Below are 14,317 nucleotides of genomic sequence, written 5' to 3'. Positions count from 1 at the left end.
GACGGCGGCTCGCAGCCACGCCGTGCACACGCCTGAACGGGTACCATAGGCGCCTGTTTCCGCTGTGATGCCGCATGGGCCCGTCCGACCGCCACGATCGTCTCCGCCGCTGGCAGGCCGCGTCCCTGCTGGCTGCTGCCCCGATGGCCAGCCTGTCCGCCACTGATGCGGCCGCCACCGCGCCGCTGCAGGCGCCGCCTGGCCAACAGCGCATCGCCCCGGCTGCGCTGGTCGAGCGGCTGCACCAGCGTGTGCTTTCCGGGCAGAGCGCCACCGCCACCCTGGAACACTGGTGCGCCGAACACGGCCTGGCCGAACAGGCGCGGGTGCGCGCGGTGCGTGTACACGGCCAGGACAAGACAGCACCGGCCGACGTGCTGCAGGCACTGGGTGCGAAACCCGGCACCGCCCTTCGCTACCGCCGTGTGCAGCTGGTCTGTGGCAGCCGCGTACTCTCCGAGGCCGACAACTGGTACCTGCCGGACCACCTCAGCCCGGCCATGAACCAGGTGCTGGACAGCACCGACGAACCCTTTGGCCGCGTGGTTGGCCCGCTCGGCTTCCAGCGCCAGACACTGGCTGACCAGACCTTCTGGCCACCGCGTGGCGAAGGCGACCGCAGCGTGATCCTGGAAGTGCGCGCCCTGCTGCGCGATCGCCAGCAGCAGCCCTTCAGCTACGTCATCGAGTCGTACCTGCAGCAGGCACTGCCCTAGGCCACCGGCGCCCGCCATCACAGCGGACATCGACACAGCAGAAGGCCTGGCATTGCCGGGCCTTCTGTTTGCCAGCCGGATCAGCGGAACCGGTAGTCCAGCTGCAGCCAGTACTGGCGGCCATACGGGTCGTAGTTGCCAACTGGATAGAACGGCCAGCCGCCACCGTTCCTGTCCGCCGGCGGGCGGCTGTCACGCAGGTTGTTGACGATCACGCCCACCGACAGGTTCTCGCCGAACTGGCGGAACACGCTGGCGTTGTAGGTCATGTACGGCGCGATGCGGCCACTGCCATCGGTCTTCGGCAGTGAACCGAAACGGTTGCCGTACAGCGTGGTGGTCCAGTCACCCTGGTTCCAGGTGATGCTGCCATTGGCCTTGCTGCGCCACTGGTAGTCATCCAGCGAATTGCGGATGTCACGCTCCGGATCATCGGAGAACTGCCGGTACTTGTGCTCCAGCACCACGGTATAGGCCAGGCGCGTAGTGAAGCGGCCATAGCGGCCGGCATCGAAACGCCAGTTACCCTTCAGGTCCAGGCCACGCACCGATTCGGAGGCCGCGTTGATCGGATTGATCAGCACGCGGGTCACCTGGTCCGGCTGCACGGTTGCAGTGGACGGGTTGCGGATCACCCGCGACAGCGCGTCCTGGCACAGCGGTGAACCGATATCACGCGCTTCGCCACCCAGCGTGCGGCCCAGGCGGCAATCGGCTTCGTCGCGCAGGATGCGGCTGGTATCGAGGCTGGTGACCTCGTTGTCGATGCGGATATCGTAGTAGTCGGCACTGAAATCCAGGCCGGACAGCGGCGACCAGACCACGCCGAAACCATAGGATTTCGCGGTTTCCGGCTGCAGCTGCGCGTTGGCGCGGTTGCTGTAGTCGATCGACAGGCCGTTGTAGTCGCAGTTGTCGTACGACTGGCCTGCGGTGCGGCAGCGCCAGTAGTCGGTCATGCCCGGGTTGTAGCCGCGGGTCTCGGTCGCGAACACGTAGTTCATGTCCGGCGCACGGAAGCTGGTCGCAGCAGAGCCGCGGATCAACAGGCTCTCGATCGGGCGGAACTCGACGCCGAAGCTCCAGGTCGCCTTGCCGATGTGCTCGCCACCGGCGCGATACTGGTCATAGCGACCGGCCAGCGTCGTGGTCAGCGATTTCAGCAACGGCAACTGCAGCTCCACGCCGGCCGCATAGCGGTCACGATCACCGCCGGCACCGATACCGGCGCTGGTGTTCCAGAACTCGCCCGTGCCCAGTCGCGGGTCCGGGCGGTTGCGGTAGCCCTGGCTGCCGGCCTCGACCACCGCCGCCAATGCAGCGTCGCCACCGGGCAGCGCGAACAAACGGCCGTTGACGCTGGCGCTGAAGGTCTGCAGCCACGCCGCATTGCGGCTTTCCTGGTAGCCGGACAGGCCCTCGTATTCGCCCGGGGTCAATGGTTTGAACAGGCGTGCCGGGTCGGGCGCATAGACCTCAACGCCATTGCGTACGCCCAGCTTCGGACCGAGCAGGTATTCGTTGATGCCGGCCAGCAGCACCGGTCGGCGGGTACGGTTCTCGTAACGCGAGCGGCTGTAGACCGCTTCGTAATCCCAACCGCTGTCGCCGATCTGGCCACGTGCGCCGACATTGAACGACCACGAGTTTTCCAGGAAGCGGTTGGCATTGCGCGGCAGGCCGCCGATTTCCTCCGGCGCGAAGCGGCGGTACCAGCTTTCCAGGTTGCCGGTGGTCTGGTTGTAGAAGTAGTTGCGGGCCGAGGTCCAGGTCGGTGCACGCGTGTTGTTGTAGATCCGCGCGCTGCCCACGGCGACATCGGCGAACAGGTCGGTGGTCTCGTTGACGTGGAAGGTCAGCAGACCGTAGCCGTTGAGATTGCGCTTCTGGGTCTGTACGGTCCAGTAGCTGGCGGCGGCCTCGTTGCTGCCGCAGTACCAGCCCTGGCGCGGGTTGTTGGCACGGAACACGCTGCCGCCATAGATGTCCGACGCGGCGTCGCAGCCGTTGACGCCCGGATCGATGTTGCGGCCGGTGGCAGCATTGCGCCGATAGGCGATCGCGGTCGCCTGCGGCGCCTTGCCGGCCGGGTCATCGTCCAGCGAATCCATGAAGTCGCGCTGGCGCGCGTGGATCGCCTTGCGCACGTCGAACTCGAAACCGAACAGGCCGTCCCAGCGCTCGCCGGAACTGCCGCCCACCACCTGCACGCGCTGGTTGTCACCGCCGCCCTGCTGGGTGCCGCCGGCGCGCACGTTCACGTCCACGCCTTCAAAGCGGTCCTTGAGGATGATGTTGACCACACCGGCAATGGCGTCGGAGCCGTACACCGCCGACGCACCGGCAGCCAGCACTTCGATGCGTTCGATCAGGGCGCTGGGAATGTTGGCCAGGTTGACAACGTTCACCGAGCCTTCGTAGGCCAGCGGGTAGTCGGCCTGGCGACGGCCGTTGACCAGCACCAGCGTGCGGTTCGGACCCAGCCCGCGCAGATTGATGGTGTTGGCGGCCGGCGTGAACGTATTGCCGAAATCCTCGCCCTGCACGTTGCCGGTGTTCTCGGTCAGCGCGCTGAGGGCGTCGAAGGCATTGCGGTAGCCCTGTGCGTCGATCTGCTCGCGGCTGATCACCGTCACCGGCGAGGGTCCCTCGACACTGGCACGTGGAATGCGCGAGCCGGTGACCTTCACTTCCTGCAATGTGGTGGGCGCGCTTTCCTGCGCGAAGGCCGGCAGCGAGGCCAGCATCAGGGACGACAGCGCGAGCACCAGCGGACGCGGGCGCATCGCCTTGTGGGAGGCGGACATGGGCTTCCTGGGGGAGTGGGCGGGTGGTACGGGAGCCGCAGCCGGTACGACACATAACGATCCCGTAACGAAAGTGTCCTGAATGGGTGGTTTCAACGGAAATGACCAGCCCTGATGGGCTTATGCCTGAACCGAATCAGACGCGTTTACGGCACCACCCCACTTTTGCAATGAATTGCATGGCCTGGCGCGTCGGTGATGCGCATCGTGCCGGGATGACCAACAGCGCCCCTTCCACCCACTTCGCTCCACTACGACCCGTCCTGCGCCGCCACTTGCTCCACCTCCAGGCCACGCCCATCACCCTGCGTTCGTTCCAGCGCACCGACCTGCCACGCTGGCGTGCCTTCGACGACCGTCGCCAGCGCGGCCAACGGCCGTCCTACGGCATTGATGAAGAGGCGCGGTTCCTCGCCAGCGTCTATCGTTCACGCCTGCAGGAAGACAACGACCTGCTGGTGCTGGGTGTGTTCGACGACGTGCAGGGCGTACTGCACGACCAGCTGCATATCCGCCTGCAGTCGCTGCACTCGCGCTGCGCCGAGCTGCAATCGCTGCAGCACCGGCACCCCCATCCGCAGGCGGCACTGCGGGCACTGTGCCCGTTCCTGTTCGACGATGTCGGCCTGCACCGCCTCTTCGTGCTGCTGCCGCCAGGCTGCACCAGCCCGTTTGCCCAGGCGCTGCAGGCCCATGGGTTCATCCGCGAAGGGATCCTGCGCGACTACCATCTGGACGCGCAGGGATGGCATGACCGTCAGCTGCTGGCGCTGACCGCGTCGGCCTGGCGCAGCTGCCAGCAGCCGATCGGCTAGCGCACCCGCTCCAGTGCCGCACCGGCACCGGTCAAGACCCTGCAGGCATGGTCCTGTAGTTCCTCGCCGCTGGCATCGTTGCCGCTGGCGGCATCCACGCGGGTAGCCAGCAGGATGAAGCCGGGGCCGCCCTGCACCTCGCCGCGCCCGGCCACCACCAGGCTCCACTGGCCCACATCGCCCACGCCGCTCAGGCCATAGGCCAGCAGATTGAGCGGATTGGCGGTCAGTTCTGCACCGGGCAGCAGATAGGCCTGGTACTGATGCCCGCGCAGCGGCACCGGAAACGGTGACCAGCGCGGACCGAGCGCACCGGCATGTGCATCCAGTGCCTGCAGCACATCCGCGCGCAGGCAGTCGACATGGATATGCAGCTGGTGCTGCGAGCGACCGTGCGGCGAATTCAGTGCCAGGCTGGCCACGCTGCGCGGCAGCGGCCGGCCCAGGGCCTGTTCGGTATGCCCGCGCGCCTGCCAGGCGGCCGCAAAATAGTTGGGCACCCCACGCTGGTACAGGCCGTGGCTCTCGATGCCACTGACCTTGTCCAGCGGCATCAGCAGGAACTGGTAGTCACCGTGCGCATCCTTGACCAGCACGTCGCGGCGGTCCGCCGCCGTCTCCACCCGCAGGCAACTGCCACGCGGTCCTTCCACCGCCTTGCAGTCACGCTCGATCAAGCGCCACAGCGCATCGGAATGGGCCGGCGGTGGAGGTGGCGCGCTGGCGCAGGCGGACAACAGCAGCAGGGACGACAGCAGCAAAGGGCGCAGGGACACGGCAGCAACTCACGGAACAGGCACGGCAGACGGCGCCGCGCTGCATTCTAGCCAGTGCAGTGCTGCAGTCAGTAGGTGCCGAACGGCACTTCAACCACGAACGGGGCCTCGCCGTCGCCGCCCTGCAGGGTGTAGCGGTCCAGCGCGCCATCGTCATCGGCGTGCGGCTGGCGCTGGAAATGCAGGGAATAACGGTTGTCGCCCAGCAGGACGGCACTGCCATCGTCCTCCAGCGCGGCGCCCTCGGGGATCAGCAGCCCGCCCAGGTCGCTGTAGGCCCCGGGCACATCGGCGAAGCCGTAGTCTGCCAGTTCGTCCACCCGCTGCATCGCGTAGACATGCGGCAGATAAGGACGCGCCGGGCTGCGGCCATTGCTCAGGTCGGTCACCCAGGCCTGCGGCAGGTGGTACTGCTCGCGCAGCGCGGCCACGCCCAGCGACGGGCCGGCCACCTGCAGGCAACACACCGCCCGCTTGCCTTCACGGTCGAGGATGGCGAAACGGTCGCCGCGGGTCGCGGCCTGCGGCAGCATGGCGAAGGCCAGATTGCGCTGGGCCGGCGCGTAGCCGGCCTCGGTCTGAAGGTTGCGCCACGCGCCGAACACCGGCGTTTCCGCGGCTGCGGCCGGCACTGGCTCGGCGGCAGTGGCGGCGCACGCCACGGCCAGCACCGATACTGCAAGTACCGTCATCGCCCTGCGCTTGTCGCGGAAACTGTCTGCCGTCATACCGAATCCAGCACCTGCACCGGAATGGCCCGGCCTGCCCGCTGGCGCGATGCCAGTCATCCCTCCCACTATGCAGTGGCTACGCCGTGCCGGCAATGACCGGGGCGCTGACGCCTTTCGCGCGCCGGGTGCTATCGTTCCGCCCATCTTCCCTGCGCAGGAGCGCTGCATGTCCGCCTTCCGTCTGTCCCTGTTGCTACCCGCGTCGGCCCTGCTGCTGTCGGCCTGCGTCAGCACCCCCGGTCCGCAGGTCAAGGGTACCGGCCACTGCGACGCCAGCCAGCTGGGCTGGGCAATCGGCCAGCCCGCCAATGAACCCAACATCCGCCGCCTGTCCAGCGAAAGCGGTGCCGGCCTGGTCAACCCGATCGGCCCCAACACCATCACCACCAAGGACATCCGCCACGACCGCCTGCGTGTGTACGTGGACAAGGACAACATCATCACCGCCACCCGCTGCGAGTAGGCGCTGTAGAGCCGAGCCCATGCCCGGCTGCGCTTCCGTGACAGCCGAGCGCAGGCTCGGCTCTACAGCTCAGGGCTCGGTATACCCCGCGCAGTCCGGCAGCGCCTGGTCGGGGTGGAACACCCCATCACTGAAGCGGAACAACCGCGTGTAGCTGCACGCCGGGTCCTGCTCGGTGCGCAGGTCCTTCTTCAACGGCCCCTTGGCCAGCGAATCCTCGAAGCGTGAGACACCGGCCGGGAACCGCGTCGCCACCGTCTGGTAGCGCAGCACCGGCATGCCCCCGGCGGCGGTATCCAGCGCCAGCCTTGCCGAGAACCCGTACTCGTCGTGGCAGGCGCCTGCGCGCTGCTTCATGTCCTGCTCGCTGAAACAGGCGCGGATCATCGCGTTGCCCAGCCATGGCAGGGTCAGCACGTCGTCGTCCACCTGGATGTCATCCTGCAGGTGACGCACGCGCGCCAGCTGCAGCGTGGACGCGTCGGCACCACCGCCTGAGTACATCGTGCTGAATTTGACGATACCGCCCACCAGCCCGTTCTGGCGGGCGCGCTGCCGCGGGTCGCTCACTGCCTCATCGCTGCCAACGCCAGGCGCAAGCCGCACGATCCACGGCCACAGCGAAAGCTCGCTTTCCTGCGGCACGTCGATGCTGACGTGGTAGACGTGCGGCTCGCTTTCGCCGGCCTCCCGTTCAGAGACTTCCAGCGTCGTCGGCCGATCGCCGTCCTCGGCCACCGGCTGCACACGCACGCACCAGGCACGATCGAGGGTGCAGTACTGCATGCGTGCTTCGCCCTGCCCTCCCTGTTCCAGCACCTGCCCCAGCGGCTCCATCACGTTGCCGGCGGCGTCGCGCTGCTGCGGCAGGATCGCGGACTGCGCCAGCACCAGCAGCGGTGTTGCCAGCAATGCAGCGCACAGGGTCGCGCGGGCAACGATGGTGGGCATGGGCGGCTCCTGCGTACGGGATTCCGATGGTAACTGCTGTCCGGGTGGGGCTGAGCCATGCTCGACGGCTGTCTGTCGGGAAGAGCAGCCGAGCATGGGCTCGGCTCTACATCATCCGCAGTCGCAGCCACCCCACCCTTTTTCCTTCGAGGTCTGGCCGATGCCCGGATTGAACGTATTGCTCGGGTCCAGCTGCCGATAGAACCCGGCCAGGGCCGGCTTGGCCGGGTACAGGTGGCCGACATTGTGCTCGGCCGGATACTCGGCGCCGCGCTGGTCCAGCAGCGCCCACATCGCGTGCTCGATCGCCATCGGGTCTTCGCCCTTGCGTGCGATGTAGTCCTGGTGGAACACATGGCACAGGAAGTGCCCGTAATACAGCTTGTGCAGCAGGCGGCCATCGATATCGGCCGGCAACTGCTCGAACCAGTCGGCATCATCGCGGCGCAGGGCGATGTCCAGCGCCACGATATCCTGCACCTGGTCCCGATGCACTTCGCGGTAGCGCACCGCCGCGCCGGCCACCGCGAAGCGATGCAGGAACGCCTTGCGCCCCTCATCGGCCGTGCAGTGGAAGTAACCACCCTCATGATCGGCGAAGAAGCCGCGCAGCCAGGCCTCGGTTGCCGCCGCGTCCTGTGCGGAGACCTTCAGCAACAGGTGATGCTCGTAGCGCTGGCGGAATTCACCCATGCGCCGGGGCAGGTGCGAGGGCAGCAGGCCGGTCAGCACCTGCATCACCCGGTCGGTCACCCCGCGCAGGCCCAGCCGCTCGAACCATCCATCGACCCGGCTCTTCAATGCGAACGCGGCGGGCACACGGGAAGTGCCGAGGCGGTCGATCAACAGGAAGCTGTCCTTGCCGTAGCGCTCGCCGATGTCATAGGCATCGCGGTGGATGTACTCGCCGGCAATCGGCGGGCGCTCGAAGCCGGTCAGCAGCTGGCGCCGGATCGCAGTGAGGCTGTCGGTGCGGTTGCTGCCGATGTAGAAGACCTCGGCGGGCTCCTTTTCGAAGGTATCCAGGCGCACCGCGAACACCGCCAGCTTGCCGGCCGAACCGGCCGCTTCGAAGTGGCGGCTGGGGTCGGCGTTGAAGCGTGCCGGCGTATCGGCATCGACCCGGCGCACTTCCTCGGCGTAGCGTGGATCAGACGCGGCGCGGCCATCGCCGTCACCCACGTCGTCAGCGGCATAGTCACCGGCCTGCAGGCGCTGCAGGATCTGCTCGGGCGTATCACCCAGCGCGATGCCGAGGTGGTTGACCAGCTGCAACTGGCCCTGCGCATCGACCTGCGCATACAGCGCCAGCTCGGTATAGGCCGGGCCACGGCGCACCAGCGCGCCGCCGGAGTTGTTGCAGATGCCGCCCAGCACCGAGGCGCCGATGCAGGAGGAGCCGATCACCGAATGCGGTTCGCGGCCCAGCGGTGCCAGGGTCTGCTCCAGGCGGTCGAGCGTGGCGCCGGGCAGGCACAGCACCTGGCGGCCCTCGTTCAACAGCTGGATGCCGGTCAGGCGCAGCGTGCTGACCAGCACGATCGGGCGCCCATAGTCGTCCCCATCCGGGGTCGAGCCACCGGTCAGGCCGGTATTGGCCGCCTGCAGGATGATCGCCGCTCCGCCCTGCACCGCTGCCTGCAGCACATACCACAGTTCCAGCAAGGTACCTGGGCGCACCACCGCCAGCACCGGGCCATCGCCGAAGCGGTAGCCACGGCGGAAACGGCGCGTGGCCTTGTCACCGGTCAATACATGGCGGCCGCCAACCGCGTCGCGCAACTGCGCCAGCACGGCATCATGGCCACTCATGGCAGGTTGACCAGCGAATCGCGCCCGATGTCGGCAATACGGTGCGCGCCGGTCAGTGTCATCGCCACGCGCATCTCCTTGGCGATCAGGTCCAGCAGGTTGGCCACGCCGGCCTCGCCCTGCGCGGCCAGCGCATAGACGAAGGCGCGCCCCAGCAGCACGGTATCGGCCCCCAGCGCCAGCATGCGCACCACGTCCAGGCCGGTACGGATGCCCGAATCGGCCAGGATCTTCAGGTCGCCCTGCACCGCATCGGCGATGGCCGGCAATGCACGTGCGGTAGACAGCACGCCATCCAGCTGGCGACCACCGTGGTTGGAGACCACGATGCCATCGGCACCGAACCTGACCGCATCGCGCGCATCATCCGGGTCGAGGATGCCCTTGATCACCATCGGGCCCTTCCAGAACTCGCGGATCCACTCCAGGTCCTTCCACGAAATGGACGGATCGAAGTTGCTGCCCAGCCAGCCGATGTAATCCTCCAGCCCGGTCGGGTTGCCGCGGTAGGTGGAGATGTTGCCCAGGTCATGCGGACGGCCGAACAGGCCGACGTCCCACGCCCAGTGCGGATGGGTGACGGCCTGGCCGATGCGGCGCAGCGAGGCATTCGGGCCGCTCATGCCGGAGTGTGCATCACGGTAGCGCGCGCCCGGCACCGGCATGTCCACGGTGAACACCAGCGTGGTCACGCCGGCGGCCTGTGCCCGCTCCAGCGCATTGCGCATGAAGCCACGGTCGCGCAGCACGTACAGCTGGAACCACATCGGCCGCTGGATGGCCGGTGCCACTTCCTCGATCGGGCACACCGATACGGTGGACAGGGTGAACGGGATGCCCCGGCTGTCGGCCGCGCGCGCCGCCTGCACTTCACCGCGGCGGGCATACATGCCGGTCAGGCCGACCGGCGCCAGCGCCACCGGCATTGCCAGCGTTTCGCCGAACAGCTCGGTTTCCAGGCTCAGATCGGACATGTTGCGCAGGATGCGCTGGCGCAGCGCGATGTCGGACAGGTCGGAAACGTTGCGCTTCAGCGTGTGCTCGGCATACGCGCCGCCATCGATGTAGTGGAACAGGAACGGCGGCAGCCGGCGTTGCGCTGCGGCACGGTAATCGGTGGAGGCGGAGATGATCATGGGGTCAACCGTGTGGGGAAGGCAGGCGCGAGGCCCGCGCACGCCGGGCTTCGTTGTCATCGAGCGTGCGCAGCGTGGTGTGCACGAACTCGAGGTGGGCATGCGCGGCGGCGCGCGCGCGTTCGGGGTCGCCGGCCAGCACCGCATCCATCATTTCGCGGTGCTGGTCGGACAGGGGCGAGAAGGTCCTCGCCGAGGTGTAGAGCTTCTCGCGGCTCTGCGAGATGTTGGTCTGCAGCAGTTCGAACAGGCCGCGCATCACCTGCAGCAGCACCAGGTTGTGGGAGGCCTCGGCGATGGACAGGTGGAAGGCCGCGTCAGCCTCTGCTTCACCGGTGGGGTCGTCCTTGCCGTGCGCGTCCATCATGGTCTGGAAGGCCTGCGCGATGCGCGTACGGTCCTCATCGGTGGCTCGCAGCGCCGCATGCCAGGCAGTGGCACCTTCCAGCGCGTGGCGGATCTCCAGCACGTCAAAACGGTATTCCGGGTCGCCCTGGAACAGCGGCAGGTACGGCGCCAGCGGTTCATCCAGCGCCTGCCGCGCGCGCGCCGCCGGTTCGGCCACGTAGGTGCCGCCACCGATGCGTGCGGTCAGCAGGCCCTGGCTGGCCAGCTGCGCGATGGCCTCGCGCAGCGCGGTGCGCGAGACCCCCAGCTGCACCGCCAGGGTGCGCTCAGCGGGCAACCGGTCGCCCGGCCGCAGCCGCTGTTCCTGCACCAGGCCGCGCAGCTGCGCGGCCACCCTGTCCGAAATACGTTGCGTGCTCATGGCGCCATTGTGGCCCGAAGCGCACAGCGGGTGGTCGGCCAGCCATGCATGGCTCAGGGAATCATCCAGGTCAGCCAGTAGGCCTGGGCCAGGGTGATCAGGCCGACCATCGTGGTGAAAATCAGGCTGTGCTTGACGGTGAAGCGGAACAGGTCCGACTCCTTGCCGGCCAGGCCGACCGCCGCGCAGGCAATGGCAATCGACTGCGGCGAGATCATCTTGCCGGTAACGCCACCGGTGGTGTTGGCCGCCACCAGCAGCACGTCGGATACGCCGATCTGCTGCGCGGTGGTGGCCTGCAGCGCCGAGAACAGCGCATTGGACGAGGTATCCGAACCGGTCAGGAACACGCCCAGCCAGCCCAGGAACGGCGAGAAGAACGGGAACGCATCGCCGGTGTGCGCCAATGCCAGCGCCAGTGTTGCCGACAGGCCCGAGTAGTTGGCGATGAAGGCGAAGGCGAGCACCATGCCGATCGAGTAGATCGGCATGCGCAGCTCACGCACGGTTTCGCCGAAGGTCTGCAGCGCCGAGCGGGCCGGCATGCGCAGTGCGATGATCGCGATCACCGCCGCAAGGATGATCGCGGTGCCGGTGGCCGAGAACCAGTCGAATTTGTAGATCGCCTCATAGCTGAGCGGCGCGTCGACGATCGGCGGCATCTTCTGCACCCTCTGGTCCAGGCCCGGCACCGGGAGCTTGAGCACCCAGCCTTCCAACGGGCCGCCTGCCGCGAACAGCGACTTGAACGGCTTGATGCTCCACAGCGTGACCATCGCGGTGAGGATCAGGAACGGCGACCACGCCTTGGCGATCTGGCCGACGCTGTAGCGTGGTGCCTCCAGTGCCTGCGCGGCCGCCTCGGCGCTGGTTTCGGTATCGAAGCGGAAGATCCGTGCCGGCTTCCAGCGGCGCAGGAACAGGGTCAGGCACACCAGCGACGCCAGCGAGGCGGTGATGTCCGGCAGCTCGGGGCCGATGAAGTTCGAGGTGAGGTACTGCGCGATGGCGAACGAGCCACCGGCCACCAGCACCGCCGGCCAGGTTTCCCTGATGCCACGCCAGCCATCCATGATGGCCATGATCCAGAACAGCACGATCACAGTCAGGAACGGCAGCTGGCGGCCGGCCATCTGGCCGATCTCGAATGCATCCAGGCCGGTGACCTGCCCGGCCACGATGATCGGAATGCCCATCGCACCGAACGCCACCGGCGCAGTGTTGACGATCAGGCACAGGCCGGCGGCATACAGCGGCTTGAAGCCCAGCCCGACCAGCAGCGCCGCCGTGATCGCCACCGGCGCACCGAAGCCGGCCGCGCCTTCCAGGAAGGCACCAAATGCGAAACCAACCATCAGCATCTGCAGGCGCTGGTCTTCGGTCACCGACAGGATCGAGGCGCGGATGATGTCGAACTGACCGGTCTTGACCGAGACCTTGTAGAGGAACACCGCGCCGATGATGATCCAGGCGATCGGCCACAGGCCGTAGACGAAGCCGAAACCGGCCGCGCCCAGCGCCTGGCTCAACGGCATGCGGTAGAACAACAGGGCCACGCCAAGCGCGATGGCCACGGTGATCGTGCCGGCCAGCCAGCCCTTCATGCGCAGCACCGCAAGGGCAACGAAGAAGAACGCGATCGGCAGCAGCGCGATCAGGCTGGACAACCACAGGTTGCCGGCGGGGTCGTACAGGTGTTGCCAGGGCTGCATGAAGGCTCTCGACTGGGGCGGGATGTGCTCCACCGCAGGCGGTGGGTCGCCGTGGCTGTCGATTATTGGTCGTACCAATAATGATTTCGATCAGACCACTTGCAGCGGATTTAACCGCCGCTCCGACGAAGTTCCTATTAGACCATAGGGCTAGACTTCATATTGGTCCGACCATACGGCTCTCATGGTAGTGGCGGCCGCTGGCCGGCAACTAGCCCTTCCCTACGGAATCCTTTTCTCCAACCGCCGCATCACCGCCAGCACCAGCACGCACAGCACGCTCACCCCGATGGCGATCACGTACTTGCTGATCCCCACCGCAATCCCGATGGCCGCTGCCATGATCAGCGAGCTGGCCGTGGTCAGGCCGCTGACCTGGTCCTCGCGTGACCCACGCAGGATGGTGCCAGCGGCAACGAAGCCGACACAGGCCACCACCGCTTCGATCAGGCGCACCGGATCGACCTGCAGCAGGTCGCGGTAGCGCTCCTGCTGGAAATGCTCGGCCACCGAGTCGCCGAGGCCGACGATCAGCGCAGCGGCCCCCGCGATCAGCATGTGCGTACGCAGGCCAGCGGCGTGCTTGCCCATCTCGCGCTCGACGCCGAGCACGCCGCCGAACAGCATCGCTGCGGCAACGCGCAGCAGGATCGAGACATCCTGGGTGAGTTCCATGGTCAAGCTCCGGGGTTTTCCCGGAGCGTCGCGTGGCCCCCGTGGCACAGAGGTGAAGGCCACGCCACAGTCCGTTCACCCGGTAGCGCCGGGCGACACCCGGCGGCACCGCACCCTGCGTTCAACGCATCACTGCGCCAGGTAGCCACCATCGATGGCGTAGTACGCGCCGGTCGCAAACGAGGCGTCGTCGCTGGCCAACCAGGCCACCAATGCCGCCACTTCCTCGGCCGTGCCCAGCCGCTTCAGCGCGTGCCGTCCTTCCAGCGTGGCGCGCACCTTCGGGTCCATCTTCTCCAGCAGCGGTGTGCTGATGAAACCCGGACCCACCGCGTTGACACGGATGCCGTCGGCCGCATGTTCCCACGCGGCGGTCTGGGTCAGCCCGACCACGCCGTGCTTGGCCGCCGCATAAGCGGTGGAACCGGCATAGCCCACCTGGCCCAGGATCGAGGCCATGTTGATGATGCTGCCGCCGGTTCCAGCGGCCCGCATTGCCTGGATCTGCGCCCGCTGGCACAGGAACACACTGGTGAGGTTGACGTCGATGACCCGCTGCCAGCCCTCGATCGGATAGTCGCCGCTGCTGGCCGCCGGCCCGCCGATACCGGCGTTGTTGACCGCCACATGCAGGCCGTCAAGTTCCTTGACCGTGCGCTGCACCGCCGCCTCCACCGCTGCATCGTCGGTGACGTCCAGCGCGATGCCGATGGCCTGTGCGCCGGTGCTGCGCAACCGCGCCACGGTGGCATCCACCGCATCCTGCTTGAGGTCCCAGACCGAAATACGGGCACCGGATGCGGCCAGCGTCTGTGCCACGGCCAGGCCGATGCCCGACACGCCGCCGGTCACGATCGCGGTCTTGCCGGTCAGCTGGTAATCAATCATCTGCATTCTCCATCGGTGGGGGTAGCGATGCGGCGCGCGGCCGCCAATCCATCACCCTACGCCGGC

The 14,317-nt window shown here is 67.4% G+C and carries 13 protein-coding genes; 3 read left to right on the top strand and 10 right to left on the bottom strand.

Going from position 1 to position 14,317, the window contains the following annotated elements; all coding sequences use genetic code 11:
* Positions 1 to 74: 74 nt before the first annotated feature.
* Entirely contained in the window at positions 75 to 716 is a 642-nt protein-coding gene (locus E5790_RS18370; RefSeq protein ID WP_049440926.1) for a hypothetical protein, read from the top strand.
* 80 nt (positions 717 to 796) lie between these two features.
* On the opposite strand, the gene E5790_RS18365 is transcribed toward E5790_RS18370, so the two are convergent.
* The gene (locus E5790_RS18365; protein ID WP_049440928.1) at positions 797 to 3,523 is read right to left on the bottom strand and encodes a TonB-dependent receptor; all 2,727 of its coding nucleotides are present in this window, start codon (positions 3,521 to 3,523) and stop codon (positions 797 to 799) included.
* Between the two features lie 179 nt (positions 3,524 to 3,702).
* On the opposite strand from E5790_RS18365, the gene E5790_RS18360 reads away from it, so the two are divergent.
* Positions 3,703 to 4,338, top strand: coding sequence for a GNAT family protein (locus tag E5790_RS18360; protein ID WP_014647486.1), 636 nt, complete (start codon positions 3,703 to 3,705; stop codon positions 4,336 to 4,338).
* Here the strand turns inward: E5790_RS18360 and E5790_RS18355 are convergent.
* On the bottom strand, positions 4,335 to 5,114 hold the full coding sequence (locus E5790_RS18355) for a CDP-diacylglycerol diphosphatase (RefSeq protein WP_049440930.1): 780 nt from the start codon (positions 5,112 to 5,114) through the stop codon (positions 4,335 to 4,337). The two genes, E5790_RS18360 and E5790_RS18355, sit on opposite strands and share 4 nt — an antisense overlap.
* Positions 5,115 to 5,182: 68 nt before the next feature.
* Positions 5,183 to 5,842 (bottom strand): hypothetical protein, encoded by a 660-nt coding sequence (locus E5790_RS18350; protein ID WP_049440932.1) that lies wholly within the window; start codon positions 5,840 to 5,842, stop codon positions 5,183 to 5,185.
* 169 nt (positions 5,843 to 6,011) lie between these two features.
* Between E5790_RS18350 and E5790_RS18345 the strand changes: the two genes are divergently transcribed.
* Positions 6,012 to 6,308 (top strand): hypothetical protein, encoded by a 297-nt coding sequence (locus E5790_RS18345; RefSeq protein WP_014037553.1) that lies wholly within the window; start codon positions 6,012 to 6,014, stop codon positions 6,306 to 6,308.
* 69 nt (positions 6,309 to 6,377) lie between these two features.
* On the opposite strand, the gene E5790_RS18340 is transcribed toward E5790_RS18345, so the two are convergent.
* The 7 genes from E5790_RS18340 to E5790_RS18310 all read right to left on the bottom strand — a co-directional run bounded on the left by E5790_RS18340 (position 6,378) and on the right by E5790_RS18310 (position 14,251).
* Positions 6,378 to 7,259, bottom strand: coding sequence for a hypothetical protein (locus E5790_RS18340; protein ID WP_111205573.1), 882 nt, complete (start codon positions 7,257 to 7,259; stop codon positions 6,378 to 6,380).
* Between the two features lie 111 nt (positions 7,260 to 7,370).
* Positions 7,371 to 9,071, bottom strand: a complete 1,701-nt coding sequence (gene dld / locus E5790_RS18335) for a D-lactate dehydrogenase (protein ID WP_111205574.1) — start codon at positions 9,069 to 9,071, stop codon at positions 7,371 to 7,373.
* The gene (gene lldD, locus E5790_RS18330; RefSeq protein ID WP_049407546.1) at positions 9,068 to 10,207 is read right to left on the bottom strand and encodes an FMN-dependent L-lactate dehydrogenase LldD; all 1,140 of its coding nucleotides are present in this window, start codon (positions 10,205 to 10,207) and stop codon (positions 9,068 to 9,070) included. Before lldD ends, dld begins: the two co-directional genes overlap by 4 nt.
* 4 nt (positions 10,208 to 10,211) lie before the next feature.
* Positions 10,212 to 10,976 (bottom strand): transcriptional regulator LldR, encoded by a 765-nt coding sequence (gene lldR, locus E5790_RS18325; RefSeq protein WP_014647493.1) that lies wholly within the window; start codon positions 10,974 to 10,976, stop codon positions 10,212 to 10,214.
* A 53-nt stretch (positions 10,977 to 11,029) separates the two neighbouring features.
* Positions 11,030 to 12,688, bottom strand: a complete 1,659-nt coding sequence (gene lldP, locus E5790_RS18320) for an L-lactate permease (RefSeq protein ID WP_032957705.1) — start codon at positions 12,686 to 12,688, stop codon at positions 11,030 to 11,032.
* A 222-nt stretch (positions 12,689 to 12,910) separates the two neighbouring features.
* Positions 12,911 to 13,363 (bottom strand): MgtC/SapB family protein, encoded by a 453-nt coding sequence (locus E5790_RS18315; protein ID WP_014647495.1) that lies wholly within the window; start codon positions 13,361 to 13,363, stop codon positions 12,911 to 12,913.
* A gap of 129 nt (positions 13,364 to 13,492) precedes the next feature.
* Positions 13,493 to 14,251 (bottom strand): SDR family NAD(P)-dependent oxidoreductase, encoded by a 759-nt coding sequence (locus E5790_RS18310; protein WP_111205576.1) that lies wholly within the window; start codon positions 14,249 to 14,251, stop codon positions 13,493 to 13,495.
* Positions 14,252 to 14,317 lie beyond the last annotated feature (66 nt).

Source organism: Stenotrophomonas sp. PAMC25021 (assembly GCF_004795795.1).
GTDB lineage: Bacteria > Pseudomonadota > Gammaproteobacteria > Xanthomonadales > Xanthomonadaceae > Stenotrophomonas > Stenotrophomonas muris.
Note: the sequence above shows the minus strand (reverse complement) of the source record. Positions and strands in the feature narration are given on the sequence as shown.

Bases quoted from the DNA above. Each gene is read 5' to 3' on its own strand.
- E5790_RS18370 (WP_049440926.1), top strand. From the start codon at position 75: ATGGGCCCGTCCGACCGCCACGATCGTCTCCGCCGCTGGCAGGCCGCG.
- E5790_RS18365 (WP_049440928.1), bottom strand. From the start codon at position 3,523: ATGTCCGCCTCCCACAAGGCGATGCGCCCGCGTCCGCTGGTGCTCGCG.
- E5790_RS18360 (WP_014647486.1), top strand. From the start codon at position 3,703: ATGGCCTGGCGCGTCGGTGATGCGCATCGTGCCGGGATGACCAACAGC.
- E5790_RS18350 (WP_049440932.1), bottom strand. From the start codon at position 5,842: ATGACGGCAGACAGTTTCCGCGACAAGCGCAGGGCGATGACGGTACTT.
- E5790_RS18345 (WP_014037553.1), top strand. From the start codon at position 6,012: ATGTCCGCCTTCCGTCTGTCCCTGTTGCTACCCGCGTCGGCCCTGCTG.
- E5790_RS18340 (WP_111205573.1), bottom strand. From the start codon at position 7,259: ATGCCCACCATCGTTGCCCGCGCGACCCTGTGCGCTGCATTGCTGGCA.
- dld (WP_111205574.1), bottom strand. From the start codon at position 9,071: ATGAGTGGCCATGATGCCGTGCTGGCGCAGTTGCGCGACGCGGTTGGC.
- lldD (WP_049407546.1), bottom strand. From the start codon at position 10,207: ATGATCATCTCCGCCTCCACCGATTACCGTGCCGCAGCGCAACGCCGG.
- lldR (WP_014647493.1), bottom strand. From the start codon at position 10,976: ATGAGCACGCAACGTATTTCGGACAGGGTGGCCGCGCAGCTGCGCGGC.
- lldP (WP_032957705.1), bottom strand. From the start codon at position 12,688: ATGCAGCCCTGGCAACACCTGTACGACCCCGCCGGCAACCTGTGGTTG.
- E5790_RS18315 (WP_014647495.1), bottom strand. From the start codon at position 13,363: ATGGAACTCACCCAGGATGTCTCGATCCTGCTGCGCGTTGCCGCAGCG.
- E5790_RS18310 (WP_111205576.1), bottom strand. From the start codon at position 14,251: ATGATTGATTACCAGCTGACCGGCAAGACCGCGATCGTGACCGGCGGC.